This window comes from Rhodococcus sp. PD04 (assembly GCF_035918275.1).
Classification (GTDB): domain Bacteria; phylum Actinomycetota; class Actinomycetes; order Mycobacteriales; family Mycobacteriaceae; genus Rhodococcus; species Rhodococcus rhodochrous.
On record NZ_CP142143.1, the window covers coordinates 1569315 to 1594619 of the forward strand.

Sequence of the window (25305 nt, forward strand, 5' to 3'; positions counted from 1 at the left end):
CGCCTCGTCGGCGTCGAGACGGGAAGCGACGAGGCGTGCCCGGGCGAGGTGAACTCCGGCGGGGCCGAGGCCGTGCCTGCCCACCGGACGCCGGTACGATCAGCCTCCCGGCGTCGGCGCGGGTGCGCTCTCCTCTGCGTCGGGAGCGCGTGCCGGATCGCCCGGCGCCTGATAATCGGAGCCGTAGAAGATCGGCAGGATGCCCTTGACGAGGGTCAGCGCCGAACCTTCACCCGACGGCACCGTCGACAGATTCGTGGCGATGACGATCGTCAGATCGGTGTCCGGGTCGTGGCCCATGAAGGTCATGAAGCCAGGAAGCTGCCCGTCGTGTCCGAGCAGCGGACCGAACCGGGCCATGCCGAGCCCGTATCCGGCGGTTCCCCCGCCCACCGACTGCACGCTGTCGAGCCGGGTCTGCTGCATCTGTTGGTCGAGCAACCCACCGTCGACCAGCGCCTTCACATAGCTGGTCATGTCGTCGACGGTGGAGATCGCAGCGCCCGCCGTCCACGCCCAGGAGGGATTGTCGTCGGTCACGTCGTTCGGCTTCAGTGTTCCTGCGACCGCCGCGGCCTGCTGGTCGTCCGGCAGTTCGAAGGTGTCGATGGTGGAGACGTTGGTGCCGAACATGTAGCCCTGCGGATGCGGATCCGGGATCGACGCGTCCTCGATCGCCGGGAACGAGGTGTTCCCGAGTTCGAGCGGAGCGAAAATGCGCTCGTCGAACGCATCCGCCACCGGCATGCCCGTCAGTTCCTCGATGACGAGTCCGAGCAGCACCGTATTGGTGTTGCTGTATTCGAACTGTTCCCCGGGCGGGAAGTTCACGGGTCGAGAGAACGCGATCTGCAGCAACTCCTCCTGCGTCCACGCTTTCTCGGGTTCGCGGTCCAGTGTCGCGTTGAACTCCGGGTCGAAGGTGTAGCTGTACAGGCCGCTCCGCATCTCGGCGAGCCGAGCGATGGTGATCGTGTCGCCGTTCGGGACACCGTCGATGTACTTCGAGACCGGGTCCTCGAGCGACATGCGACCTTCCTGCACCAATTGCAGGATGGCGGTGACGGTCATCGTCTTCGTGTTGCTGCCGATACGGACATGGTCGTCGGCGGAGATCGGATCGTCGGTGTCGAGGGTGGACGTGCCGAAGGTACCGGTCCAGTCACCGCGGTCGGGGGAGCCGATCTGTATCACCGCGCCGGGAATGGCGTTGTCGCGCATCAACTGGTCGATGGTGGATTCCAACTCGGCCACGTACGCGGGTTGCGCTTGATCCGCCGGGGTGGAGGAAGGATCCGTACCGGACTCGGTGTCGCCGGAGCTACACGCCGAGGTTGCCAGTAGGGCGACCGCCGTGATCGACGCTGCGAGTGTCTTCATAGGTCGTCTGCTTTCGGGATCTGGGGCCCAGAGAACGGGGTTTCTGTGACGTTGTCACGGAATTCGTGTATTTCCCGATGTGGAGACGAATTTTCACCCTCTCGAAGGAGGGCGGTCGATTTTCGAATGCGGAGAGCGATCAGATCTTTCCGAGATCCGGTGCCACGGCCTTCTGCATGTCCTCGTAAGCGCGGTCGGCGTCGAGCGTGGGCGCGATGATGAGCAGGCGGAGACGGAGTTCGCCGCTGCCGTAGACGTACATCAGGCCGGAAGGTTGATCCGGAGCGGGGCCGACGATGTCGATTCCGTCCGGAGCATCGATGCCTCGCTGGGACACGCTGAGCGCATTCCAGTCGAACGCGATCCGCTCGGTTCGTCCCAGGCGTGGGGTCAGTGCGGACACCAGATCGTGCAACTCGGCGGTGAGATTGTCGCCTCGCGGCCACCATGCACCGTCGACGCCGGGGGAGTGCTCATCGGGGTCGCGGAGAAGCAGACGCACCGTGCGAGTCGGGACGTCGAAGGGCTGTCCGCCGTCGGCGGCGGCCTGGAAACGTCCCAGGCCGCGGCCGGTGAACGGGTGTCGTGGGCTTTCTGTCATGTCACACTCCGGTGCGGGAAACGGATCGAGGTCAGTAGAGGCATCCGATGTCCGCTTCGGTGGGTGAGGCGTGACCTCCCTCGCTGTCCCAACTCTGCAGTGCTTCGGAGGTGCCGGAGACGGCTCGGCTCGCGGCGGTCAACAACTCCTCCGCAGTGAGCATGTTCGACCGTTCCGACGCTCGATAGAGCAGCGCCCGAGCGGATACGGGGTCGGTCTCCGGCGGTACGACCACCAGAATGCGACGAGTTCCGTCCAGGCTGCGGACACCGAGTGTGCCGACGGACTGGTAGTGATACCCGTCGAGACGGACGGGATGGTCCTTGACGCGTCTGCGCCCTTCGATGGGCTGCCACGCAGTCATGCAGTAGGTGAGACGGGCGAGTACGCCGGCTCGGCCCGCCAGCAGCGTTTCGAGTCCGTCGAGTTCGGCGGACAGGTCGTCCGAGTGCGGCCACCAAGCCCCGTCCACGGGACGCATGGTCGGGTGCCCGGGTGTCAGCGACAACCGCGCCGGAGGCGTGGATGCGTGGTGAGAGGGCGAAGAAATGGGTCGATCCGAACGGAGTCGGTCGTGGTGCAGCGTCATGGCGACGCTCCTGACTAGGCCGCTCAGCGGCCTGCTCATTGGACGGTGACGACGAGAGCGGATGGTCTCGTGCTCACCGACATCTCCCAGCCTACCCGCGTCGCGATCGCGAGCGGTCGGTGCATGCTCGAACATTACGGTTGCCGTCGATGGATCCGTGCAGCTTGCCGAGACCATCGACTCTGCAGCCACCGGACTCGACCACATCCACGAAGCGGCCGCTCGTGGACGCGGCATGGTGCTGGCGTTGCTGCACAGGCGGTAACTGGGACCTGGCGGGAGTGTGGATTGTCCAGAGGGCCGGCACACCGACCGTCGTGGCCGAGCGGTTACAACCGGAATCACTGTTCCGGCGCTTCGTCCGGTTTCGTGAAGGCCTGGGATTCGAGATCGTTCCGCTCACCGGTGGCACACTGCGCCACCGTTGGAACAGCTGACCGCCCGGGTTCGACAGGGACGGATAGTCGGGCTGCTCGGTGAGCGTGATCTGTCCGGAACCGACGTGCCGGTTTCCTTCTTCGGTGAACCGGTGTGCATGCCGCCCGGTCCGGCTCGGCTTGCGATCGACACCGGTGCGCCTCTGCTCCCCATGCGCTGCTGGTTCACCACCGACGGGTGGGGGTTCCACGTCGACGCGCCGATTGCGACCGTCGGCGGTGTGCAGGCCACGACCCAGGCCCTGGCCGACCGGTTCGCCGCCCATCCGGCCGACAGACGCATGCTGCAACCGGTATGGACCGCCGATCGGCGTGTCCACGGCGATGCGCGATCCGGATCGAGTCGATTCTGCTGCACTCCGGTCGCGTACACGGAGGCGTAGGCTCGGCTGTATCCGACGGCATCATGCGCAAACCACCCAGTTGCGCCATGCCGGAGTCGACGAGCCGGTCTTCCCGGAGGCCACGACGGGAGCGTCCCATGACGCCAGCACCTCGGTCCACGCCATCCCTACCGCCGCGCACGCCTACCCCGACCCCGCGAGTGCATCTACGTACGGACCCGAAGGATTACATCGACGCCACCTGGTGGCCGCGAACGAACAACCTTGCCACCGAACTTCCCGATCTGATCACCGCACTGCAGCTACGGACAGGCCCGATATCCCGCGTCGTCTACGACCCGAGTGCCTGGTCTCCTACCGACTCGCCGTTGATCGTGGGCGAGCGCCGCGTCCGCCTCGACCCGTACCCGTTCGAGTTGTCCGACACCGTGTATGTCTACGGAGTCAACGGCAGTGTGATGGTGCTGCAGGCCGTTCGCCCGATCGGCTCGATCGAATCGTAGCCTCCGAAGGCAACGGCCGGAGATGCTCGTTGCCCCGAAAGGTTCCGATCCCTGTATCGCTCGTGGCACCCTGAAATAGGACCGAAACCGTCGGCGAAAGGCCTGACTGTGAAGGCACTGGTATTTCACGGACCGGGAAAACGATCGTGGGAGGACGTTCCCGCCGCAACCATCCAGGACAGTACCGACGCGGTGGTGCGGGTCGACGCGGTCACCATCTGCGGCACCGACCTGCACATCCTCGGAGGGGATGTGCCCGAGGTGACCGACGGCCGGATCCTCGGCCACGAGGCCGTCGGCACCGTGGTCGAGGTGGGGGACGGAGTGCAGACACTCGCTCCCGGCGACCGAGTGCTCGTCTCGTGTATCACCGCGTGCGGTACGTGCCGCTTCTGTCGCGAGAGCCGGTACGGGCAGTGCCTCGGAGGCGGCGGCTGGATCCTCGGGCACCTGATCGACGGCACCCAGGCCGAACTGGTCCGAGTTCCGTACGCCGACAATTCGACCCACCGCATTCCCGACGGCGTGAGCGACGAGCAGATGCTCATGCTCGCCGACATTCTGCCCACCTCCTACGAGGTCGGCGTACTCAACGGCTGTCTTCGACCGGCCGACGTCGTCGTCGTCATCGGAGCCGGACCCATCGGACTCGCCGCGATCCTCGCCGCACGACTGTTCAGCCCGAGCCGCATCGTCGCCGTCGACCTCGCCGACAGTCGCCTCGACGCGGCGAAGGCGTTCGGGGCTAACGTCGTGGTCAACAGCGGTCGCGAGGACGCGGCGGCCGTCGTCCGAGATCTCACGGGAGGTCTCGGCGCCGATGTCACCGTGGAGGCCGTCGGCTATCCCGAAACGTTCGAGCAGGCGGTCGCGCTCGTCAGGCCGTGCGGACACGTCGCGAACATCGGCGTGCACGGTAAGCCCGCGACGTTGCACCTCGAGGACATCTGGATCAAGAACCTGACGATCACCACCGGCCTCGTCGACACCTATTCGACGCCCACCCTCATCGGTCTCGTGAGCAGCGGTCAGCTCGACACGTCACCGATGATCACGCACCGGTTCGCGCTCGACGAGTTCGAACAGGCCTACGACGTGTTCTCCCGCGCCGGCGAAACCGGTGCGTTGAAGGTGCTCCTCACCGCCGGTTCGTGACCGGCCCTGCACTCACTTCTGCTGGTTGACCACATCGAGAAGTTGCTGGATCTGCTCCGGCTCGACCCCCGGAGCGAATCCGGCGAGACGACCGAGCGGCATCGACGCCGCCATCTTCAGGACGCTCTCGTCGATCCCGACGTCGCCACCTATCGAACCGAACGCCTGCAGGACGATCTCGGCGGCCTCGGGGTTCTGGAACAGTTCTCCGAGAGACGATTCCATCGTCAGCGGAATCCGCACCGAGTCGCCCTCCACGTCGACGGTGAGCGTCTGCCGGATGTCGCGACTCGATGCGCCGATCTCGAGGCTGTACGTGCCACCTTCGACCACCCAGGAATCGACGCGGGTGTCCCAGTAGGCGAGGTCGTCGCGTCGCACATGCACGGCGACCAGCTGCGATTCACCGGGATCCAGACGGACCTTGGTGAATCCCTTCAGCTCTCGTGGTGCCCGTGCAACCGAGGAGTCGGGCACACCGACGTAGACCTGCACGACCTCGGCACCCGCACGCTCACCGGTGTTGGTGACGGTGACGTGCACCGTGAGATCACCGTCGGATTCCACTGCGGCATCGGCGTATTCGAAGGTCGTGTACGACAGGCCGTGGCCGAACGGGAACGAGACATCGAGGCGACGCGCGTCGTACGAGCGGTATCCGACGAACAGCCCTTCGCCGTACCGTACGTGGCCGTGCTCGCCCGGGAAGTTCGTGTGTGCCGGGGTGTCCTCGAGACGGATCGGGACGGTCTCTGCGAGTCGCCCACTCGGATTCACCTGCCCGTAGAGCACGTCGGCGACCGCACCGCCACCGGCCTGCCCGAGCAACCACCCTTCGACGATCGCAGGAACACGATGGGCGAAGCCGCTCAACCGCACGACACCACCGTTGGACAACACGACGACGACCTTCGGGTTCGCCACCAGCACCGCGTCGAGCAGTGCGATCTGGCTGTGCGGGAGTTCGAGATCGTCACGGTCGAAGCCCTCGGATTCGAGTTCGGCGGGTACACCGAGGAACACGACCGCGATATCGGCGTCTGCGGCACGCTTCACCGCCTCGTCGACGAGTGCGGCCGAGTCCGATCCGTCGAGCGCGTAACCGGCGGCGAAGGGAACGTCCCGGCCGGACAGCGACCGGATCTCGTCGAGCGCGTTGTCGAGGCGCGTCGGTTCGATCCGGGACGATCCGGCGCCCTGGTAGCGCGGCGTGCGGGCCAGTTCGCCGATCACCGCGATGTTCGCGTCGGTGGCGAGGGGAAGCAGGTCGTTCTCGTTGCGGAGCAGCACGATGCTCTGCCCGGCCACCTCGCGTGCGAGGGCGTGATGGGCATCGGCGTCGAAGGTCGCGCGGGGATCGGACGCAGCGACGGCCTTCTGCACCAGTTCGATCACCCGCGCGGCTGCCGTGTCGAGGACCGATTCGTCGACCGTGCCCGCCCGTACCGCCGCGACGATCTCGGCGTCCGTACGACCTCCTGTGGACGGCATCTCGAGATCCAGACCTGCCGCGAGGGACGCGACGCGGTCGTCGACAGCACCCCAATCGCTCACGACCAGACCCTCGAAACCCCACTCGTCGCGCAGGACGTCGGTGAGCAGCCACGGGTTACGGGACGAGTACACCCCGTTGATCCGGTTGTACGAGCACATCACCGTCCACGGCTGCGCGTCGCGCACGACCCGCTCGAAGGCACGCAGATAGATCTCCCGCAGTGGCCGCGGGTCGACGTCGGCGGAGACCCGCATCCGGTCGGTCTCCTGGTTGTTCGCCGCGAAATGCTTGAGCGACGCACCGACACCCTGCGACTGCAGGCCGCGCACGAGCGCGGCGCCCAGAACACCGGAGAGCAGCGGGTCCTCAGACAGGTATTCGAAGTTCCGCCCGCACAGCGGGGAGCGCTTGATGTTGATACCGGGCCCGAGCAGGACACCGACCTGCAGTGCACGGGCCTCCGCGCCCAACGCCGCGCCGACGCGCTCGAGCAACTCCGGGTCGAAGGAACACCCCAGCGCGACGGCAGGCGGGAAGCAGGTCGCGGGCACGGACGAGTGCAGACCGAGATGGTCGCCCTCGGCGGTCTGTTTCCGCACACCGTGTGGCCCGTCGGTGAGCATGATCGAGGGGATATTCTCGCGCGCAATCGGTTCGGTGTGCCAGAAGTCGAGGCCGCTGGTGAGCGACGCCCTCTCCTCGACGGTCAGTCGCGCCACGATCTCGAGGGGTGAGCGGAGGGCCGGTTCGGTCATGAGACTCCTTCTCCAAGCGCGGTCGGATCCATCCTGGTCGAGTCTCGATCATGTCCGATCGCGCCGGTGAAGGCGCGGGCAAGTTCCTCCATCACGTGCGGCCACGGAATCCGCTCCTGCTCGAGGCGGAGTCGTTCCACGCGCAACCGCGTGAAGACCTCATTTTCCGCGGGCGTCAGTCGCATCGGCACGTGCGAGCTGGGGGACGGTTCCTCTACCGCGAGAGCACTCCACGCTTCCAGGGTGTGGAGGTCCATGAGGAAACTGCGCACGTCAGGCAGGTAAGCGCGGAAACGGTCGAGAATCACGAAGCCGTGCGTGTCGAGATCACCCCAGTAAACGACATCCGAGTCGGCGAGCCAGGATAGTGCGGCCAGTTCGTGCACTGCGTAACCACTGCCGTGTACGGCCACGGTGCCCGGCAGATCAGGCAGCGCATGGAGGCCCTCTTTGTTCTCGAGGACCAGTATGCGCTCCGGGTGGAGCGGCAACTCGGCGAGCTCGTCCAGCGGCGCTGCACAATGTCGCGGTGCCGTGGGTAGCAAGGTGCGGTCACAAACCGCAATTTCGCACAATCGAGGCACCGAACGCACACCGAGGTCACGATTCCCCACAGCGCCTTCGAGAAGTACCTCGACCAGTCCGCGATGCCGCGAAATCCACTTGGTATCCACACCGGGCACCGGAAGCTGCCGAATGAAAACGTCCGAAGCCGGATGGTCGGCCAGCCACCGGACCACGCCGACAAGGCGCACGAAGTCGGCTTCGCCGAGTTCGAGCCACCGTGAAAGCGTCGAGCCGATCGCGTCGGCAAGCGCGGGGGTACCGGGTGCCAGAATCTCCACCAACTGCACCCGCCGGGCGGTGAGCCTGTGCCATTCGGACATCCGGCCTGCCGCGGCGGCAATCTCACCGGGACCTGCAAACACGACCCGCACCGGCACATCCTGCGTGCCGAAGCTCGGCCAGCGCCGCGTCTCCCAGTGCACGCGACCGATTCCGCGGTGCATCTGCCAGGCGCGCACCCATGCGACCACGGCGTCGGGATCCTCCGCGACCTGCCGTTCCGAGGGTGGGTGCAACGCAATCGACAGTGAATCGGATTCGGCTGCAATTGGATCGGCCACCCACTTGCTGCGACGATTCCGGTAGGCCGTCTCTGCCCTGGTACTTACGGCTGACGGCGGCACGCACACTGTACTCACTCGCGGGGCTCCTCCGCGCTGCGGATCGGCAACAAGGCCAGCTGCGAGTACTTCTTGTCCCTGATGCTCACCGCGGCCACCCCATCAATGTAATCGTCGAGGGTTTGCAGCAACTTCAGCGGCGTCGCGAGCACCATATGGAAACCGAATCGGGTGAACACGTCGAGTGCTCGCCGCGTGTACGCAGGATCTGCACGGTCGAATGCCTCGTCGAGGATCACCGTGCCGTAGCGCGGCAACTCTTCCCCCGATGCCGCCAGCTGATAGCGCAGGGCGGCGGCGAGACAGAAGAACACCAGTTTCTGGGCCTGCCCACCCGACAGGCCGGAGCTGGAGTCGTGGAAATTGACGTCCACGCCCTCCCCGTCGACCTCGACTCCGATGAAGCCGACGTGCAGGCGGGTGTCCAGTACCAACTGCCGCCAGCGCCGGTCGGCGGGTTCGCCCGAGTCGAGGCGTTCGAGGATCCGCTCCATCTGTTCGAACCGTTGCTCGGCGGCGACCCGGTCCTCTTCCTTGAACGAGCCGCTGACAATGCGCTGCAGTTCCGCGAGGAAATCGGCCGCGGCAGGCGAACGCCGATCCTTCACATCGATCCGCAGAGTCCGGTCGGTGTCGAACGGAGAACGCCGGAGCGATTCGTTCACCGGCTCGATACGGGAACGGATCTCGCCCGGTGCCCTGCGGATCGCGCGGGCCAGCTCTCCGATGTTGCGGCTCGATTGGTCGTTGAGTAGCCGGAAGAACTCGTCCTCGTATGCGGGTAATCCGTCGTTGCGCAGTCGAGTGAGCACCGCGAGAGCATCGTCTACGTACTCTGCGTCGGAGCGCATCTCGGCGCGTCGTGACTCCCATTCGGCGAGATAGGCGGTGAGGATCGCGGTGATGCGCCGCTCGGCGTCCGTGGTTCTCGTGAGCGCCGCACGGTGCTCGTCCGTGATGGTTCGTCCGACGGTATGCAGTAACCGGTCGATGTTCTCGCTCGTCGGTCGACGTGCGGCAGCATCGAAGCGTGCGCGGATGCGCTTGTCGATCCCGTCGGGAACCGCCGAATCGGCGTGTGCTTCCACTTCTGCAAGCCGCTGCCGAGTGTGCTCCACATCGCCACGGTGGCGTTCGAGACCGGATCCGGCTGCGGTATACGCTGCGCGGGCCTCCTTCTCCTCGGTTTCCGCACGGGCAAGATCGAGCGTGAGCGAGGCGTACTCGGCATTGCCCTGCAACCATCCCTCGAGTCGATGCTCGATCGCGCCAACCGCTGCCTCGGCCGCTTCGACGTCGATGTCGGCCCAGGTCGTGTCGAGGATGATCTCCGCCGCGTGTCGACGCTGCTGTACCGTGCACTCTGCGTGCTCGAGCAACTCCTGCCGACGTTGCAGGCGGGCGATCTCGGATTCGACCTCGCCGATGCGGCGACGCAGATCGGAGAGCTTGGTTTCGTTGTCGAACCCGAGCACCCATCGGCTGCGGTCGTCGACGCGGTACCTGTCGTCCTTCTCGTGCCGCTCGCCGCCGTGCTTGACCTGACCGGCCCGGGTCACGCCGCGCGGCACACCTCTCAGGTCGTCGACGGTCGCCACGCACGCATAGTCGAAACGCTCGGCGAGGTGGTGCTGCAGCCACGCTGCGAGCGGTCCCGGCCGCACGTCCAGTTTTCGAACCAGCGATTCGTCACCGCTCGCCGGGGTGGCAGGTCGGCCGGAACGAGTACGCACCCGGCGGTACACCAACCGGGTGCCGAGATGCTGCGCGTCGACCACTGCTGCAACGCGTGAATAGTATTCGTCGGGTACGAGCATCGTGCGAGCAAGCCCGCCGAGTACGCGCTCGATGGGGCCGGTCCACTCGGCATGCTCGGAGCGCACTTCGAGGAGTTCGCCCGCGAAGTGCAACATGTCTTCGCTGAGACCAGCTGCGGTGCAGACCAGTTCGCGTATCCGCAGTAGAGCGGGATCGAGATTGGAGCGTCGCCGGGCGAGCAGCTCTCGGTCGGCGATGAGTTGTCGGTGTTCGGAACGCAGTGTGCCGAGTGCTCGCACCACCTCGTACACATCGTTTCTGCGTGTACCGACTGTCGCGTCGAGCTCACGCAACTCCGTTTCGAGCTGGGCTCGCAGATGCGCGAACTCCTCAGCGGTGGTCGGTGCCTCTGCTTCCCACGATCCGACGGCGGTGTCGAACCTGCTCCGTGACTGTACGGTCCGAGTCAGGTCGGCTTCCGCCGCGTCGCGTTGCAGCCTGAGAGTGGACAACCGTCCACCGTCGGTGGTTTCGAGCCGCACCCGCAGATCGAGGGTGCGCTCGGCCGCGCGCTCGGCTTCGACCGAGGTCTTGTCGACGGCAGTCTGCAACAGTCCGATCTGTGCGTAGGCCTCGTCGAGCTTCTCTCGCAGCAGATCCACCGTCATCCGGGCATGCACGGCGTCGAGGTGGTCGTTCTCTTCCTGTAGTTCGCGTTGTTGCTGGAGGCCTCGGCGGCGAACCTCCGCGAGACCGACAAGGGGATCGAGTGCCTCGACTTGCCGACGCGCGTCGACGACGACACGGTGCGCCTCGCGCAGGTCGCGGAACTGGGACGTCGCGCGATCGGCCATCGCGAAGGTGTCGGGTTCGTCGAGCATGTAGTCGCGCAGCAACTGATCGAGACTGTTCAGACTCTTGGCCGACAGTGTTCGGTGCAACAACCGTTGGGCCGCCTCCGACGAAATGCCCAGCTTCGCGCGGAAGGCGCGAGCGAACGCCGTGTAACTGGGATTGACAGTAGCCCCGGGCCAACGCTTTCGGATGCCCCGGGTGTCGATACCGCGGCCGGCGAACGGCTCGAGATCGATCAGGTCGAAATCAAAATCGAAGATCAGATGCAGGTGAGAGACATCGTTGTTCGCGTTGGCTCCACGCCGCAGGTGCATGAGCTTGACGAGCGTCACGGGCGCGGCACCGTCGCCGGTGCGGTAGGTGAGCGCGACGGCACTCCAGGTGGCGCCCGTACGTAGATAGGAAGCGGTCAGGGAGTCGGTATCGACATCGGCTTCGCGCCGCCACGCACCGCGGATGTAACTGACGAAGTTGCGCCCGGAACCGGCCGCGGATTCCTGCGCGGCCGCGTTGAATCGGACACTGCCGCCCGGCATGAGCACCGTGGAGATCGCATCGATGAGAGTGGATTTTCCGGATCCCGACGCGCCGGTGATCAGGAAACCCTTGCGCGCAATCGGAATGTCGTGGTGACCGTGTAAGGTTCCCCAATTCACCACCTGCACGCGGGCAAGCCGGAACTGGGACGGGTGGGGAGGGGTGGCCGTCACGGCTGACTCTCCGCGACGATGTGCCGGAACTCCGCTTCCACAGCAGCAACCTGATCGGCATCGAACAACTGCCGCAACACCGGAGAGACTTCCATCCGACCCTCCGTCGACGTCGACGCGAGAAGGCTGTACTTCTTCAACTTCTCCCACGAAGCGTTGACCCTGCGCCGGAAACCGGCCGGGTCGGTACTCGTGGCCGCACGGTACATCTCGAGCTGCCCGGCCATTTCGTCGAAATCGACGATGACCCGATCACCGGGTTGTGCGCGGAGGAGCAGCTGCCGCAGCGACAACAGCATCACGGTGTCCATGAATGTCAATCGCTCGGTGCGCAACACTGCGGGGGCCTTGTGATCGCCGGTTTCGGCGGGACGGGTGAATGCGAGCTGTTCGTCCTCGTCGACGACGAGATCGAGAAACACATCGGCCAACCGAGAACGCAGCACGTGCTCGTCGCGGATCACCGTCCGCCACACCTCGGGATGCTTGCCGGCGGTAATGAGCGGACCCTTGAGGAGCTGGACCAATGCGCGCCGGGTGTCGAGTTCGAGTTCGCCGGTGTCGCCGGGATACAGCCCGGTCGTGGTGTCGGTCATAGGCTGTCCTGTTCCAAGGTGGTGAAGGCAGGATCGGTGGGATCGAACAGATGCCGGCGTACCGTGGCCACCCGTTCGACGCCGGATGGGGAGCTCCAGCAAATCTCCTCATCGCCCTCCACGCGGTGTCCGTGCTCGACGGCGAGAACCAGAAGCCCGATGGCGCTTGCCAACCCTTGGGTTGCGGGATGTTCGCGCAGGACCTCGCCGATCGTCGCGCTACCGCGCACGCGCAGTGTGGCCGCTATGCTACCGACCAGCTCGTCCATGTCGATTTCCGATTCGCGGACGATCCGCCGCAGATCGTCGAGGTCGACCTCACCTGGCGTCTGCGACACCACCGGTTCGGACACCAGATCGTCTGCGGGATTGTGCAACTGTAATGCCGCGACCGATTCGATACTCATGCCGATCCGCACCAGGTCGAGGTCGAGCGGTTCATAAGGCTTGCGGTGGGGTGCCACCTGCAGAGCGTGCTGTTGCGCCGAGCGCAACAGACGTTGCAATCGGCGATGTTCCTCGTAATGGCGGGACTGCACGAAATGCCGCAGTGAGCGTGACAGCGACGTCATCGTCGCATGCACTTCGCCACCTGCGTCCTCCATCTCGGTGAGCAAGGATCGGAACCGATGACGTTGCTCGGGAGACAGGCTTCGGGCGAACGGACGAGTCAGTACTGCCTCGATCCAGTCGTCGAGCTGTGCAGACCGTTCAGGATCGATGATCATGTCGTAGAACCCGGTGAAGCTGCGTCCTGCATCGGAACTGCCGATGAGGTCGACACCTCGGAAGACCTCGCCCAGAGTGTCGCCGCGGTCGCCTTCGTCGTCGAGGATCCGTGCGCGCAACTCGCGATTGAGCCCTTCGAGTTCGGCCCGTACTCGTGCGAAATCCCCGGGGATCTCGCCGGCAAGCGCGAGGATCTCCGACACGCGTTCCGCGGCCCGTGGGCCATCGAGGACAGGGAAGTCGCCGGATTCCACCGCTGCGATCTGCCGGTCGAGTGCGTCGCGCTCGGCCCGCAGCGTTGCCAGACGGGTTTCGCTCCGTGGGTCCGAATCGCGAGCCAGCGCCTGCAACTGGCTCGACAGGGTTGTCAGTCGTGATTCCGTGATCGAACTGGTGTCGGTCGTCAGTTGCGCAACGAAATTCAGTGCGACGAATGCGGACTCGGTCGGCTCCAGCGTCTCTTCGCGCGAGCCCGTATCGGCACGTCGGAGCAGAAATCCGGCGCGCACCCAATCTGCGCAGTAGGCCTGGGCGGTGCGTGGAAGGTCGAATCCCTGGTCGCGGAGGTCCTGCAGGTCTGCGTCGAGGCGGGCGAACAGTTCGGGGGCGGGAAGTCGCCGGGTTCCCCGATCGAAGTGTCGTCCCAGCATCCCGAGGATTGCGGGGGCGTGGTCGGCGCGCAGCAGCGTCCACGCGGCGTGCTGATCGCGCAGCCGCGTCAGGCGGTACAGGTCGGCAGTCGACACAGCTTCCCTCTCGCTTCGATCGCGCCCATGGTGGCACACGCCTACGACAACCGTCTCCTACGGGATCGGCTCGGTGTCGGGGCGGTGACGACAGTGTCGGTAACAAGGGCCACAATGTCCGACCGTGTCGGTTTTCGTCGGGGGATGAAAGCGATCGGAGGATGACGTGATCGAAGTGCACGCACCCGCGGAGGGCGCCGTGACGTTGCCCCGCGACCATCGATGGGTGGTGGTCGACGTCGAAACCTCGGGTGTGCGGTCCAACGCCCACAGGGTCCTGAGCGTGGCCGCCCTTGTGTTGCGCGAGGACGGCTCTGTCGAGCAGGAGTTCTCGACCCTCGTCGACCCCGGCTGCGACCCGGGACCGGTGCACATCCACAACCTCACGCGGGAGCGCCTCACCGGGTCGCCGCGCTTCGAGGACATCGCCGGTGAACTGGCCGGGATTCTCGACGGCGCCACGATCGTCGCCCACAACGCGTCGTTCGACTACGGATTCCTCGACGCCGAGTTCCGTCGGGCCGGCACGTCGCTGCCGGCGGAGCACCGTCTGTGCACGCTCGCGTTGTCGCGCCGACTCGAACTCGACGTCCCCAACTACCGGCTTGCCACGCTCGCGCAGCACTGGCAGGTCCAGCAGCTGCAGGAGCACGACGCCTACGACGACGCGCGGGTCCTGTCGGAGATCTTCCTGCGCAGCGCCGCGATGGCCGACAACCTGCAGTTGCCGTTGCCCGTCGTCAACTGCCGCAGCCGCAAATCGGTGTATCCCGCCTCCGTCCCGCGAGTCGCGTGCGAGTGGAAGAACCCGGGTCGCCTCGGCGACGACGGCCTCGTCCAGGGCATGAAGGTCGTGATCAGCGGTTCCACCGTCACGCCGCGTGTTGCGCTCGCGAACCGGCTGACCGAGGCCGGACTCGACGTCATGAACAATGCGAGCAAGCAGACCAGCGTCGTGGTGTGCAACGACCCCACGGTGCAGACCGCCAAGGTCCGCAAGGCGATGGCCGAGGGCATCCCCGTGATCAGCGAGCAACAGCTCGAGGATCTCCTGACGCGGGTGCGGCCGGGTGAACCGAAGGTGGCGACGGTCGTCGACATCATTCCGCCGCCGGAACCGCAGGTCGCGGTTGCGCCCCCGGTCCGGCCGTTGACCGGACAGAAGCCCAAGCTGTGGACCGGACGCAAGGTGCTGCTGCTCGGTGGCACGCACCTGCAGGCGGTCATGATGCGCTCGCGTCTCACCCAGCTCGGTGCCCGCCCGGCCCTCAACTTCACGGCCGCCGTCACCGACGTGCTCGTGCTCGACGGGGGAGAGGCCGACAAGCGGATGGCGCGGGTCACGGCGCGGGAGCTGCCCGTCCTCCGGCCCGACGACGTCGATGCCGCGGTGGAGAAGGGCGTCGTGCCCCCGCACATGCGTGTGGAGTCGTGGCTGACGGCGCCGGTGCTGTCGCGCGGCGAGGTGATCGACCTGCCGACCGCCAGTCACCGCTGGGCGGTGAACGTCGCGTGGAAGGCCGAGACGGCCGGCGACGAGTTCGATCTCGACGTCGTCGCCTTCCTGCTCGGGGCCGACGAAAAAGTCGACACCGACGACGATTTCGTCTTCTACAACAACCCGCTCTACGACGACGGTGTCGTCGAACTGACCATCGACGGTTCGAGCGAGCACTGCATCCGCGTCGACCTCGCGGAGCTTCCCGCCGAATGCGAACGCATCGTCATCGCCGCGGCCATCGACGGCAACCGCACCTTCGGCGAACTCGGCGCGGTGTCGGTCGGAGTCGACAGCGACAGCGGCACCGCCGCGACGTTCGTGCTCGACGCCGGCACCACCGAACGCACCATGGTCCTCGCCGAGATCTACCGCCGCGCCGGCAAATGGCGGCTGCGCGCGGTGGGACAGGGGTACGACGACGACCTCGCGGCCCTCGCACGCCGGTACGGGGTGGATGTCGACGACTGACCTCTGCTTCGTCACGCGGGCGGGGATCGCCTGAGCGCTGGGGAGCGCGAAGTGGTCATCGGTGCGCGTTATTGCGCGCTCTGATGACCATTTCCCGCTCCGCTGTCGGGGTCGGTGGCGGCGAGTTGGCGGGCCCAGTCGGATTCGGTGTCGAGGAAGGCTTCTCCACCGGCGGCGAAGGCGTCGCGGAGTTGGGTGAGCACTTCAATGAATTGCTCGACGCGCTCTTTGGCCGACTCGGGCATTCCAGCTGCCTTGCGGCGATATCCGGCGGCGAGCTGCTGTGCGGAGTCGAAATCGCCGAAACCATGAGTTGCACTCAGGGCGTCCGCTGTTCGTCTCGTGCTCCGGAACTCGGAAAGCATGACGTTGCAGATCCTGACAATCTCGTCGACAACTTCTGGTTCAAGCCTTGTGAAGTCGGGCATGCGCACCTGCCAGTCTTGTTCAGTTCTGAATGAAGGGCTCGATCGTAGAAACGGTCTGTTCGAATCCGTCGCACCATTCGGACTGCGGGACTGGTCCTGAATGGTCTTTCTGGTAGAGCCTGCTCAATATCACTATGCCAAAGTTTGTTTCGAGGACGTACCTGCATGTTTCGACATTGCCCGGATCGACCTCGAGTAATGCTGGTCGCCCGTTGATGGTGGTTGGAACGGCCGCAAGGCCGTTCTTGTCACGTTCTTCTTCCAGCGTGACATTGCCGGATAGGACGTTCAGGTCGTAACGAGCCAGGACCCCGGGGACGCTGACAGTTCCTTCATAAGCGCAGCCGAGGAATGTGTACGTCCCCATCGGCATGTCCGCGACTTCCTTCTTCGCCGCGTCGTACCCGGCGGCGTTCATGACGTCGTCGGGGATGTCGTAGCAGGGGTCGAAGGTGACCGGTGGTCGGCCGGAGTCGTCGGTGATGCGCGGGGTGCGGGTGGTCGACGTGGATGCTTCGTCGCTCATCACGTCGTCTGCAGCGCTCGGGCTGCACGCCGTCGCCACGACCGCGAGTGCTGCGAGCGCGACTGTTCCCCACCTACCCATGCGACCCCCCGATCGATTCGTCGGGAGACGCTAACACAACGGATCGGTCGGGCACTCCGGCGCGCGAAGTGGTCACAAGAGCGCGTTGTTGCGCGTTCCGATGACCGATTCCCGCTCCGCGCGCAGACAAAGCAACGGTGCTGTGCTTCACAAGATCAGTTTGATTGTGACTGCAATCGCATCTACTGTCTGCATCGTTCCGAATAGTAGAACGACGTTCCGAACTGCGAGGCCGCTATGACCCACTCCGCCGCTGTCACCACCGACGAGAACCGTCGATCCGTCTTGGGGCGCGCATTCGACATCCTCGAGTGCTTCACCGACGCCGAGCCGGAGCAGACGATCGGGTCGCTGTGCGCGGCGACCGGCCTCCCGCCGGCGACCGTCCATCGGATGCTGGCCAGCCTCGTGGAGTGGGGAGCCGTCGAGCGCGCAGCGCGCGGCAAGTACCGCCTGGGTATGCGGCTGTGGCGTCTCGGCTGGGGTGTCCCCGGCGCTCGAACCCTCAAGGACGTCGCACGCCCGCACCTGGTCGACCTGCACACCAGCACGCGGGAAGCCGTTGCCCTGGCCTCCCGCGACGGGGACAGCGTGGTGCTGGCCGACGTCATCGCCGGTAGCTCCACTCGCACGGGCCGGATCCTTCCTCGGCGCCTGGACCTCGTGAACTCGGCGCCCGGATCGGTCTTCATGGCCTACATGTCCCCGGACGAGGTGTCGGAGCTGACTGCCCGCACACAGCACGACCACAACGACGCCTTCCGTCTGCGTCAGGAGCTGTGCGAAATCCGGCGCACCGGAGCAGCCGTCGTCCAGAGCGCCGACGGTATGTACTGGATCGCGTCGCCGGTGTTCGCGAAGCCTCGGGAAGTGCGGTCGGTCGTGTGCATCGCGGTGCATCGCCCTCGGTTCAACATCGGTGCGCTGGTCCATGCCGTGGTCGACACGGCGCGCGCCGTCAGCGACGGTCTGCCTCCTTCTCTCCGTTCGGTGGGCTGAGGTGTCCGTTCTCGACAAGGCCGTGCAGCTCGTCGACACCCTCGGTCGCGCTCCCGGGCCGATGCGTCTCGGGGCGCTCGCCGAGGAGATCTCCATTCCCAAGTCGTCGGCGCACCGGCTCCTCGTCGAACTCGCACGTCTCGGCCTGGTTCGCAGATGCGGCGACGGCGAGTACACGATGGGGTACCGGCTGGTCGAATGGGGGAGACTCGCCGACAGGTCCATCGGAATCCGCGACATCGCTGCACCCGTGATGGCGACCTTGCGCGACCAGGTCCGTGAGAGCGTGCACCTCTACGTCCGCGACGGCGACTCGCGTGTCTGCGTCCATGCCGTGGAGGGCCCGTACGCGCTGCGCCCGGTAGCGGTCCTCGGACGGGCGTTGCCACTGGGCTACGGGGCGGCGGGGAAGTTGCTCCTCGCCTATGCCGACGATGCGACGGTCCGCAGGGTGTCCCGACAGCTCCCCGTACACCGCAACAGAACTCTGCCCACGCGCGACGACCTCGCGGCGATCCGGTCCGGTGGATGGTCCGTCTCCGTCGACGAGATGGAGGACGGGCTCACCTCTCTTGCCGCGCCGATCTCCACGCCGGGTGGGGGAGTACCGGTGGCTCTGGCCATCGCCGGCGCCACCACCAGGATCGCGCCGGACAGATACGACGAGGTCCGCGCCCTCATCGTCGACGCCTGCCGTGAAATAGCTTCGCGCAGCTCCTGAACGGTGCTGCCGGACCGGATTTCGGCAATCTCGCGAAGTGTGCCGCATATCGGAACGATCCGATGGAAGGGCCTCGATTGGGATGTGACGCTCATTACCAAGAGCCGCGCACCTCTTCTTGCGGCACACAAGCTGAGACGAAAGGGGCAGTTATGCCAGCCCACCTCTCGGAGGCCGAAACCAGCCGGTACATCGACACTCCCCACGGGAAGATCCACCTGCACCAGGCCGGTGCGGGGCATCCGATCGTGATGCTGCACGGCAGCGGCCCCGGTGCCACCGGTTGGAGCAACTTCAACCCCAACATGGCGCAGCTCGCCGAGGACTTCCAGGTCATCGCGCCCGACATGCCGGGCTGGGGAAAGTCCGACTCCGTCACCTACGAGGATCGCGACCATGTCACGTCCGCGATCCACCTGCTCGACGCGCTCGGAATCGAGAAGGCCGCTTTCGTCGGCAACTCGATGGGCGGCGCCACCTCGCTGAAGGTTGCTGCGCGCCATCCCGATCGCGTGTCGCACGTCGTCTCGATGGGTGCCGGCGCCCCCGGCCCGCGCATCTTCAGCCCGGGCAACGGACCTTCGGAGGGTCTCAAGGTTCTGCACCGCGGCTACCGCGATCCGTCGCCGGAGACGATGCGCGCGCTGGTCGACATCATGACCTTCGACAAGGAGTTCGCGACCGAGGAGCTGGTTCTGCAGCGCTCGGAGAACGCCCGCGCACGCCAGGACCACCTCGACAACTTCGCTGCCGGCCTGGGTCGTCCCCGCCGCGGTGAGGCGTCGATGGACGAGATCGCGTCGATCAAGGCTCCCACGCTGGTCATCCACGGTCGCGACGACCGAGTGGTGCATTTCGAAGCCGGCCTCCGCCTGGTCTCGATGATCTCCGACTCGCGTCTGCTGCTCCTCAACCGGTGCGGCCACTGGGCGCAGCTCGAGCACGCCGACGAATTCAACCGCGTCGTGCGCGATTTCATCCTCAACACCGCCCCGAACGCCTGAGACCGGAGAGACAACGATGAGCGAACTGGTGCAGCGGGTCGAGGAACTCGCAGACTTCTTCGAATCCCAGGCCGAGGAATCCGACAAGATCGGTCACCTCACCGAACCCACCCACAAGACCCTCCGTGAGGTCGGCATCGTCCGTGCCTTGCAGCCCAAGGACTTCGGCGGATCGGAACTCCACCCGCGTGAGTTCTTCGAGGCAGTGCTGGCGGTGGGAAGCCGCTACGCGTCGGCTGGATGGGTCTCGTCGGTCGTGGGCGTCCACTCCTTCGAACTGGCGCAGGGAACGCGTCAGGTTCAGGAGGAGATCTGGGGCGAGGATCCCGACACCTGGGTGGCCTCGCCGTACGCTCCCATCGGGCGGGCACGTCGCACCGAGGGTGGCTGGATCTTCTCGGGACGCTGGCCGTTCTCGTCGGGCACCGACCTGTGCGACTGGGTCGTCCTCGGCGGCATGCTCACCGACGACGACGGCAATGTCCGTCCGGACGGTCTGCGTCACTTCATCATTCCCCGCAAGGACTACACGATTCTCCACGACTCGTGGGACGTCGTCGGTCTCAAGGGCACGGGCAGCAAGGACGTCGTGATCGACGGAGCCTTCGTGCCCGACCACCGGCTCATCGACCCCGAGGACCTCGGTTCCGGAGCAGCCGCACGCCAGGCAGGTCGCGGCGACGTGGCGCTGTACCGGATGCCGTTCCACTCGATGTTCAGCGGCGCCATCACCGCCGGCACGCTCGCTGCCGCCGAAGGCGCTCTCGCACACTGGATCAACTACACGCGCACCCGTGTGTCGGCCCGCGGCGTCACCGCTGCGACCGACCCGCGTCAGCTGCACGCCCTCGGCGAAGCGGCATCGGACCTGCAGGCAAGCCGCATGCAGTTCCTCGCCGACATCGATCGCCTGTACGAGGTGGCGCAGTCGGGCAAGCCGATCGACATCGCTCTGCGGGCCGAGGTGCGACGTAACCAGGCACGCGTGTCTCGACGCGCGGGTGCTGCCGTCGACAAGCTCGTCTCCCACGCGGGTGGCTCCGCGATGCGGATGGACAACCCGATCCAGCGGTTCTGGCGCGACATGCACATCGCCCTCGGGCACGGCGCGAACGTCGCCGAGCCGATCTACGAGGCTGCGGGCACCATCACCTTCGGTGGCGAACCCCCGAAGAACGTCCGGATGTGACGAAGCGGGGGACGGTGCGCACCGTCCCCCGCCTCGAGAAAGCGCTCAGATCTGCGAGCTCGTGTTCCGACCGCGAGCAGCCGAGATATCTGCTGCCGCACGACGAACGAGCATCTCGGTCCGGTCCCACCGGACACCTGCGGTCGGTCCGGACACCGACACGGCCGCTTCGATCGTCCCGTGAACGATGATCGGAGCAGCGACGCAGACGAGTTCGCGTGAGAGCTCTTGACGGTTGTAGGCGACGCCCGATTCCCTGATCCGTTTCAGCTCGGACATGAAACGACGCGGATCGGTGATCGAGTGCGGCGTGAAACGAGGCAGACCGGCGTCGAGTGCAGTACGGACGTCCTCGGAACTGCCGAAAGCGAGAAGTGTCTTGCCGAGTGCCGTGCAGGATGCGGGATGACGTTGGCCCGGCATCGTGAGAACCACAAGGTTGTTCGGGCCCTGGACCTTCTCGACATGCAGGATCTCGGGACCGTCGAGGACAGCGAGATGAGCCGTGAGACCGGTAGCCGTGTGGAGGTGACTGAGGAAATGACTTGCCGTGTCGCGCAGACCGTTCGGACGGCACATGCTGTAACGTGCGCCGAGTTCGAAGCAGGACAGCCCCAGTCGGTATTTCGTACCGTTGCGGGCGACGAAACCGGACTGTTCGAGCTCGGCGAGCAGACGGAAGGCCGTCGACTTCGGCACATCGGCGCGACGCGCGAGTTCGCTCAGGCTCATGTCGGCGCGAGCCTTGCGGAATGCGTCGAGCAGCTGCAGCGCCTTCGCCACCGACGTCATCTGGCGGCCGGCGCGCTCCTCGCGGGACCCATTGTGGGTGTCGTCGAGAACGGTCAACGGTTCCTCCACTCAGTGATGGACACGATCGAATCGCTTGCCATGCGGTCCACGTTAAGGGGCGGCCCACCCGGATTTCGTGGTTGCAATCACCCAATGGAATTTCGGTTCCCCCGCCGCCCCGGCCCTGGCAGATTCAGCAGCATTCGTTGCGGTGCTGCCGGTGCCGACCGGGCCTGATGTCGACGAACGGACGAGCAGTCCCGCCCCCTCGACGCCCGTTCCCCACCTGTACAGCGACTTCTTCCCAAGGAGCCCCATGAACATCACGAAGTTCCCGCGCCCGCTCAAGGTACTGGCCCTCGGCGCACTGGCCTCGCTCGCGCTGACCGCGTGCGGCGGATCCAGCGACGCCGACACCGCCGGCGACGGCACCGTGCGCGTCGCCGTGTTCCCGAGCTTCAACGCCCTCGGACCGCGTACCGCCGACCTCGAAGGAGTCTTCGACAAGCACGGCCTCGACGTCGAGCTCGTCACCGTCGCGACGCCCGGCGAGGCCACCCCTCAGCTGCTCGGCGGGAAGATCGACTTCGCCCTCATGGACATGGTCAGCCCGATCATCGCCAAGACCGAAGGTGTCGACCTCGTGATGGCCGCTCCGGGAGCCGTGGGAGCCCCCACGAAGGACGACGGTCTGACCAGCGGACGTTTCTGGGTCCGGGCGGACAGCCCCATCCAGAGCGTCGCCGACCTCGAGAACGCCACCTTCGGCATCCCGCAGACCAAGGGGCAGCTGTGGCTCGACGTGCGTGAGGCCATCGACAACGCGGGCGGTGACTCGTCGAAGACCGAGTTCGTCGAGGTGCCCAACACCCTCGCCGCACTCCGCTCCGGCAGCGTCGACGTCGTCACCACGGCGGAGCCCTCCGGCACCGCCACCCTCAACGACCCGGATCTGCGCGTCCTCGATCACTTCGTCAACGCCGGCGGCGACCTCTCGTACGCCTACGTGACCACCCCGCGCTACGCCGCGGAGAACGCCGAGAACGTCGAGAAGTTCCGCGACGCGGTCGTCGAGGCCAACACCATGCTCGCCGAGCAGGACGGTCTGGCCGCCGAGGTCGCCGCGACCTACATCGAGGTCGATCCCGCGATCCTGTCGCAGGCCATCTACCCGAAGTTCCCGACGACCCCGATCACCGAGGACAACATCAACTCCACCCTCGACCGGATGGTCCGTTACGGCCTGGTCCAGGAGGCGGACGCTCCCGCTCCCGGCGACATGATCGTGGGTGGCTGACATGAGCCCCACCGCCACCGCGAATGCGCCCGGGGCAGCTCGGGAGGTGACCCCACCGCGCCCCGCCGGTTCGATCGGACGCGCCGCAGCACGCAAGCGCAAGACTATGTCCGCGCGGCTCACCTCCGCTGCCGGCAAGCTCGTCGCCCTCGCGATCGTCGTCGTCGCCTGGCACGTGTTCGTCACCGGACCGGGCAAGGCCTCGGGCATCCCGACGCCACTCCAGCTGATCGAGACCGGCGCCGACCTCGTCGTCACCGGCCAGTACTGGGACGCCGTCGGCAACACCCTGCTGACCGCCCTGATCGGCTTCGGGCTCTCGGTGCTGATCGGCGTTCCGCTCGGTTTGGTCAACGGCACCTACCGCAAGGTCGAGCAGAGCACCTCGTTCGTCGTCGACTTCGGACGCACGATCCCGGGTGTCGCGATCCTGCCGCTGGTGCTGCTGCTGTTCGGCGGCACTCGCACCATGGCCGTCGTCCTGGTGATGTTCAGCGCCGTCTGGCCGATCCTCGTCCAGTCGACCTACGCGGCGCAGCAGTTGTCGTCGCAGATGAAGCAGGTGGCCCGGGCGTTCCGCCTGTCGCCGACGAGCCGGATCCGGGACATTTACCTCCCGTCGTCGATGCCGTTCCTCATGACGGGCCTGCGTATCGCCGCGACCATCAGCCTCCTGATCACGATCTCCGCCGAGTTCCTCGGTGGTGCGGACGGCATCGGCCAGCGCCTCTACCAAGCCCTGACCGTCGACGACACCCAGCGGATGTTCGTCTACGTGTTCACCGCCGGTGTACTCGGTATCTGCCTGAACCGTCTTCTCGTTCTCGCGCAGAGCCGCGTGCTGTGGTGGCACCCGTCCGAAAGGGTGAACAAGCCGTGACCGTCGTACGCCGCCTCGCATGGGAGCTGTGGCTCCCCGTCCTGCTCATCGCACTGTGGGCAATCTTCAGTGCCACCAGCACCGACCCCTACTTCCCGCCGCTGTCGGAGATCCTCGACAAGTTCGCCGACGTGTGGTTCTTCGAGGGCATCCGCACCGAGATCTGGCCGAGTCTGCAGCGACTGTTCGTCGGCTTCGCACTCGCCTGCGTCGCCGGTGTCGGCCTCGGACTGGCGCTCGGCGTCATGACCCGCGTCGACAACGCGGTGCGACCCATCGTCGAATTCCTCCGGGCCACACCGGGCGTCGCGATCCTTCCCGTGATGATCCTGCTGCTCGGCCTCGGTGACTCGATGAAGATCGCCATCATCGCCCTCGTCGCGACCTGGCCGATCCTGCTCAACACCATCGACGGTGTCCGCTCCGTCGAACCCGTTCTGCACCAGGTGACCGCCAGCTACCGCATCACGCTCGGGGACCGGATCCGCTTCGTGATCCTGCCGGCCGCGTCGCCGCAGATCTTCGCGGGTGCACGTACCGCACTGGCGATCTCCATCGTCGCGATGGTCGTCGCCGAGATGGTCGGTACCCCCGGCGGCATCGGCTACTACATCCTCGACGCACAACGTGGATTCAAGATCACCTCGATGTGGGCGGGCATCATCGCGCTGGGGATCCTCGGCTACCTGCTCAACAAGCTCTTCGCGCTCGTCGAGCGTCGCGTGCTGGCCTGGCATGCGGGCATGACCGCGCACAACCGTGGAGGCAAATGATGACCACTACCGAAGCGACCAAGCCCGAGACCCGCACGGGTACGGTGCTCGAAGTACGCGGTCTCGGACACAGCTACGGCGGACCGCAGATCTTCGAAGGCCTCGACTTCACCGTCGGCAAGGGTGAATTCGTGTGCATCGTCGGCCCGTCCGGCGTCGGCAAGAGCACCCTGCTGCAGTGCCTGACCGGACTCATCCGCCCCAGCGAAGGCGACATCCTCTTCGAGGGCAAGCGCGTCACCGAACCCCCGGAAGGCCTCGCGATCGTCTTCCAGGACTACAGCCGGTCGCTGATGCCGTGGCTGTCGGTCATCGACAACGTCGCCCTGCCGCTGCGCTCGGCCGGCGTCAAGAAGGCCGAACGCCTCAAGCAGGCACGGCAGGCGCTCGTCGAGGTCGGCCTGAGCGATGTCGCCCAGGCGTACCCGTGGCAGCTGTCCGGCGGCATGCAGCAGCGCGTCGCCATCGCCCGCGCCCTCGCGTCGAACCCGCGCGCGATCATCATGGACGAGCCGTTCGCCTCCGTCGACGCGCAGACCCGCGCCGACCTCGAGGACCTCGTGCTGCGTGTCCGCGACCATCTCGGACTGACGGTCATGCTGGTCACCCACGACATCGACGAGGCCGTCTACCTCGCCGACACCGTGCTCGCACTGTCCGGTCGTCCCGCGCGCGTCACCGCGATGCTCCCGATCGACCTGCCGCAGCCGCGCGACCAGCTGTCGACGAAGGCACTGCCGGAGTTCGCCGACCTGCGCGCCGAGGTCTACACCCTCATCCGCAACCCGGCGACCGCGTAGGGGAGA

Annotated in this window: 22 protein-coding genes and 1 pseudogene; 12 read left to right on the forward strand and 11 right to left on the reverse strand. The window is 66.1% G+C overall.

Features of this window, described 5'->3' with window-relative positions; all coding sequences use genetic code 11:
• Nucleotides 1-99 precede the first annotated feature (99 nt).
• The 3 genes from U9J23_RS07280 to U9J23_RS07290 all read right to left on the reverse strand — a co-directional run bounded on the left by U9J23_RS07280 (nucleotide 100) and on the right by U9J23_RS07290 (nucleotide 2705).
• Nucleotides 100-1380, reverse strand: a complete 1281-nt coding sequence (locus tag U9J23_RS07280) for a serine hydrolase domain-containing protein (RefSeq protein WP_272269215.1) — start codon at nucleotides 1378-1380, stop codon at nucleotides 100-102.
• A 139-nt stretch (nucleotides 1381-1519) separates the two neighbouring features.
• Nucleotides 1520-1981, reverse strand: a complete 462-nt coding sequence (locus U9J23_RS07285; RefSeq protein ID WP_064060096.1) for a DUF5994 family protein — start codon at nucleotides 1979-1981, stop codon at nucleotides 1520-1522.
• Nucleotides 1982-2012: 31 nt separating this feature from the next.
• Nucleotides 2013-2705: a DUF5994 family protein gene (locus U9J23_RS07290; RefSeq protein ID WP_326602089.1), complete on the reverse strand. Its 693-nt coding sequence runs from the start codon at nucleotides 2703-2705 to the stop codon at nucleotides 2013-2015.
• A gap of 2 nt (nucleotides 2706-2707) precedes the next feature.
• Between U9J23_RS07290 and U9J23_RS07295 the strand changes: the two are divergent.
• The 3 genes and pseudogenes from U9J23_RS07295 to U9J23_RS07305 all read left to right on the forward strand — a co-directional run.
• Nucleotides 2708-3390: pseudogene (locus U9J23_RS07295) on the forward strand (phosphatidylinositol mannoside acyltransferase); the annotation flags it as partial.
• 161 nt (nucleotides 3391-3551) lie between these two features.
• The gene (locus U9J23_RS07300; RefSeq protein ID WP_064060094.1) at nucleotides 3552-3854 is read left to right on the forward strand and encodes a DUF5994 family protein; all 303 of its coding nucleotides are present in this window, start codon (nucleotides 3552-3554) and stop codon (nucleotides 3852-3854) included.
• A gap of 108 nt (nucleotides 3855-3962) precedes the next feature.
• A complete protein-coding gene (locus U9J23_RS07305) occupies nucleotides 3963-5009 on the forward strand; it encodes a zinc-dependent alcohol dehydrogenase family protein (RefSeq protein WP_129978083.1) in 1047 nt (348 codons plus the stop codon).
• Nucleotides 5010-5021: 12 nt separating this feature from the next.
• Here U9J23_RS07305 and U9J23_RS07310 read toward each other — a convergent pair whose 3' ends face one another.
• From U9J23_RS07310 to U9J23_RS07330, 5 genes are read right to left on the reverse strand one after another with little or no spacing between them, the layout of a single operon-like run.
• Nucleotides 5022-7259, reverse strand: coding sequence for a glycoside hydrolase family 3 C-terminal domain-containing protein (locus U9J23_RS07310; RefSeq protein WP_272269225.1), 2238 nt, complete (start codon nucleotides 7257-7259; stop codon nucleotides 5022-5024).
• Complete coding sequence (locus U9J23_RS07315; protein ID WP_081314447.1) at nucleotides 7256-8464, reverse strand: DUF3322 domain-containing protein; 1209 nt, start codon at nucleotides 8462-8464, stop codon at nucleotides 7256-7258. The genes U9J23_RS07310 and U9J23_RS07315 overlap by 4 nt, the downstream gene beginning before the upstream one ends.
• A complete protein-coding gene (locus tag U9J23_RS07320) occupies nucleotides 8461-11769 on the reverse strand; it encodes an ATP-binding protein (protein WP_277371297.1) in 3309 nt (1102 codons plus the stop codon). The genes U9J23_RS07315 and U9J23_RS07320 overlap by 4 nt, the downstream gene beginning before the upstream one ends.
• Nucleotides 11766-12365 carry a DUF4194 domain-containing protein gene (locus U9J23_RS07325; protein ID WP_272269233.1) on the reverse strand — a complete coding sequence of 200 codons (600 nt, stop codon included), beginning with the start codon at nucleotides 12363-12365 and terminating at the stop codon, nucleotides 11766-11768. Before U9J23_RS07325 ends, U9J23_RS07320 begins: the two co-directional genes overlap by 4 nt.
• Nucleotides 12362-13840 (reverse strand): DUF3375 domain-containing protein, encoded by a 1479-nt coding sequence (locus U9J23_RS07330; protein WP_064061965.1) that lies wholly within the window; start codon nucleotides 13838-13840, stop codon nucleotides 12362-12364. The genes U9J23_RS07325 and U9J23_RS07330 overlap by 4 nt, the downstream gene beginning before the upstream one ends.
• Nucleotides 13841-14006: 166 nt before the next feature.
• Between U9J23_RS07330 and U9J23_RS07335 the strand changes: the two genes are divergently transcribed.
• Nucleotides 14007-15809 carry a TerD family protein gene (locus tag U9J23_RS07335; RefSeq protein ID WP_326602100.1) on the forward strand — a complete coding sequence of 601 codons (1803 nt, stop codon included), beginning with the start codon at nucleotides 14007-14009 and terminating at the stop codon, nucleotides 15807-15809.
• Between the two features lie 68 nt (nucleotides 15810-15877).
• On the opposite strand, the gene U9J23_RS07340 is transcribed toward U9J23_RS07335, so the two are convergent.
• A complete protein-coding gene (locus tag U9J23_RS07340; protein WP_326602102.1) occupies nucleotides 15878-16237 on the reverse strand; it encodes a hypothetical protein in 360 nt (119 codons plus the stop codon).
• Nucleotides 16238-16256: 19 nt separating this feature from the next.
• Nucleotides 16257-16844: a DUF3558 domain-containing protein gene (locus U9J23_RS07345; RefSeq protein WP_326602104.1), complete on the reverse strand. Its 588-nt coding sequence runs from the start codon at nucleotides 16842-16844 to the stop codon at nucleotides 16257-16259.
• A gap of 237 nt (nucleotides 16845-17081) precedes the next feature.
• On the opposite strand from U9J23_RS07345, the gene U9J23_RS07350 reads away from it, so the two are divergent.
• From U9J23_RS07350 to U9J23_RS07365, 4 genes are all read left to right on the forward strand, one after another.
• A complete protein-coding gene (locus tag U9J23_RS07350; protein ID WP_088896752.1) occupies nucleotides 17082-17843 on the forward strand; it encodes an IclR family transcriptional regulator in 762 nt (253 codons plus the stop codon).
• Nucleotide 17844: 1 nt separating this feature from the next.
• On the forward strand, nucleotides 17845-18564 hold the full coding sequence (locus U9J23_RS07355) for an IclR family transcriptional regulator (protein WP_326602107.1): 720 nt from the start codon (nucleotides 17845-17847) through the stop codon (nucleotides 18562-18564).
• Between the two features lie 152 nt (nucleotides 18565-18716).
• On the forward strand, nucleotides 18717-19568 hold the full coding sequence (locus tag U9J23_RS07360; protein WP_326602109.1) for an alpha/beta fold hydrolase: 852 nt from the start codon (nucleotides 18717-18719) through the stop codon (nucleotides 19566-19568).
• 16 nt (nucleotides 19569-19584) lie between these two features.
• Entirely contained in the window at nucleotides 19585-20757 is a 1173-nt protein-coding gene (locus U9J23_RS07365) for a hydroxylase (RefSeq protein WP_326602111.1), read from the forward strand.
• Between the two features lie 45 nt (nucleotides 20758-20802).
• Here U9J23_RS07365 and U9J23_RS07370 read toward each other — a convergent pair whose 3' ends face one another.
• Nucleotides 20803-21606, reverse strand: a complete 804-nt coding sequence (locus U9J23_RS07370) for an IclR family transcriptional regulator (RefSeq protein ID WP_326602113.1) — start codon at nucleotides 21604-21606, stop codon at nucleotides 20803-20805.
• A gap of 259 nt (nucleotides 21607-21865) precedes the next feature.
• Here U9J23_RS07370 and U9J23_RS07375 point away from each other — a divergent pair, with 259 nt between their 5' ends.
• From U9J23_RS07375 to U9J23_RS07390, 4 genes are read left to right on the forward strand one after another with little or no spacing between them, the layout of a single operon-like run.
• On the forward strand, nucleotides 21866-22846 hold the full coding sequence (locus tag U9J23_RS07375) for an ABC transporter substrate-binding protein (protein WP_059382870.1): 981 nt from the start codon (nucleotides 21866-21868) through the stop codon (nucleotides 22844-22846).
• Nucleotide 22847: 1 nt separating this feature from the next.
• Entirely contained in the window at nucleotides 22848-23726 is an 879-nt protein-coding gene (locus tag U9J23_RS07380; RefSeq protein WP_326602116.1) for an ABC transporter permease, read from the forward strand.
• Nucleotides 23723-24499 carry an ABC transporter permease gene (locus U9J23_RS07385; protein WP_229567656.1) on the forward strand — a complete coding sequence of 259 codons (777 nt, stop codon included), beginning with the start codon at nucleotides 23723-23725 and terminating at the stop codon, nucleotides 24497-24499. Before U9J23_RS07380 ends, U9J23_RS07385 begins: the two co-directional genes overlap by 4 nt.
• Nucleotides 24499-25299: an ABC transporter ATP-binding protein gene (locus tag U9J23_RS07390; protein ID WP_016694258.1), complete on the forward strand. Its 801-nt coding sequence runs from the start codon at nucleotides 24499-24501 to the stop codon at nucleotides 25297-25299. Before U9J23_RS07385 ends, U9J23_RS07390 begins: the two co-directional genes overlap by 1 nt.
• Nucleotides 25300-25305: the final 6 nt, after the last annotated feature.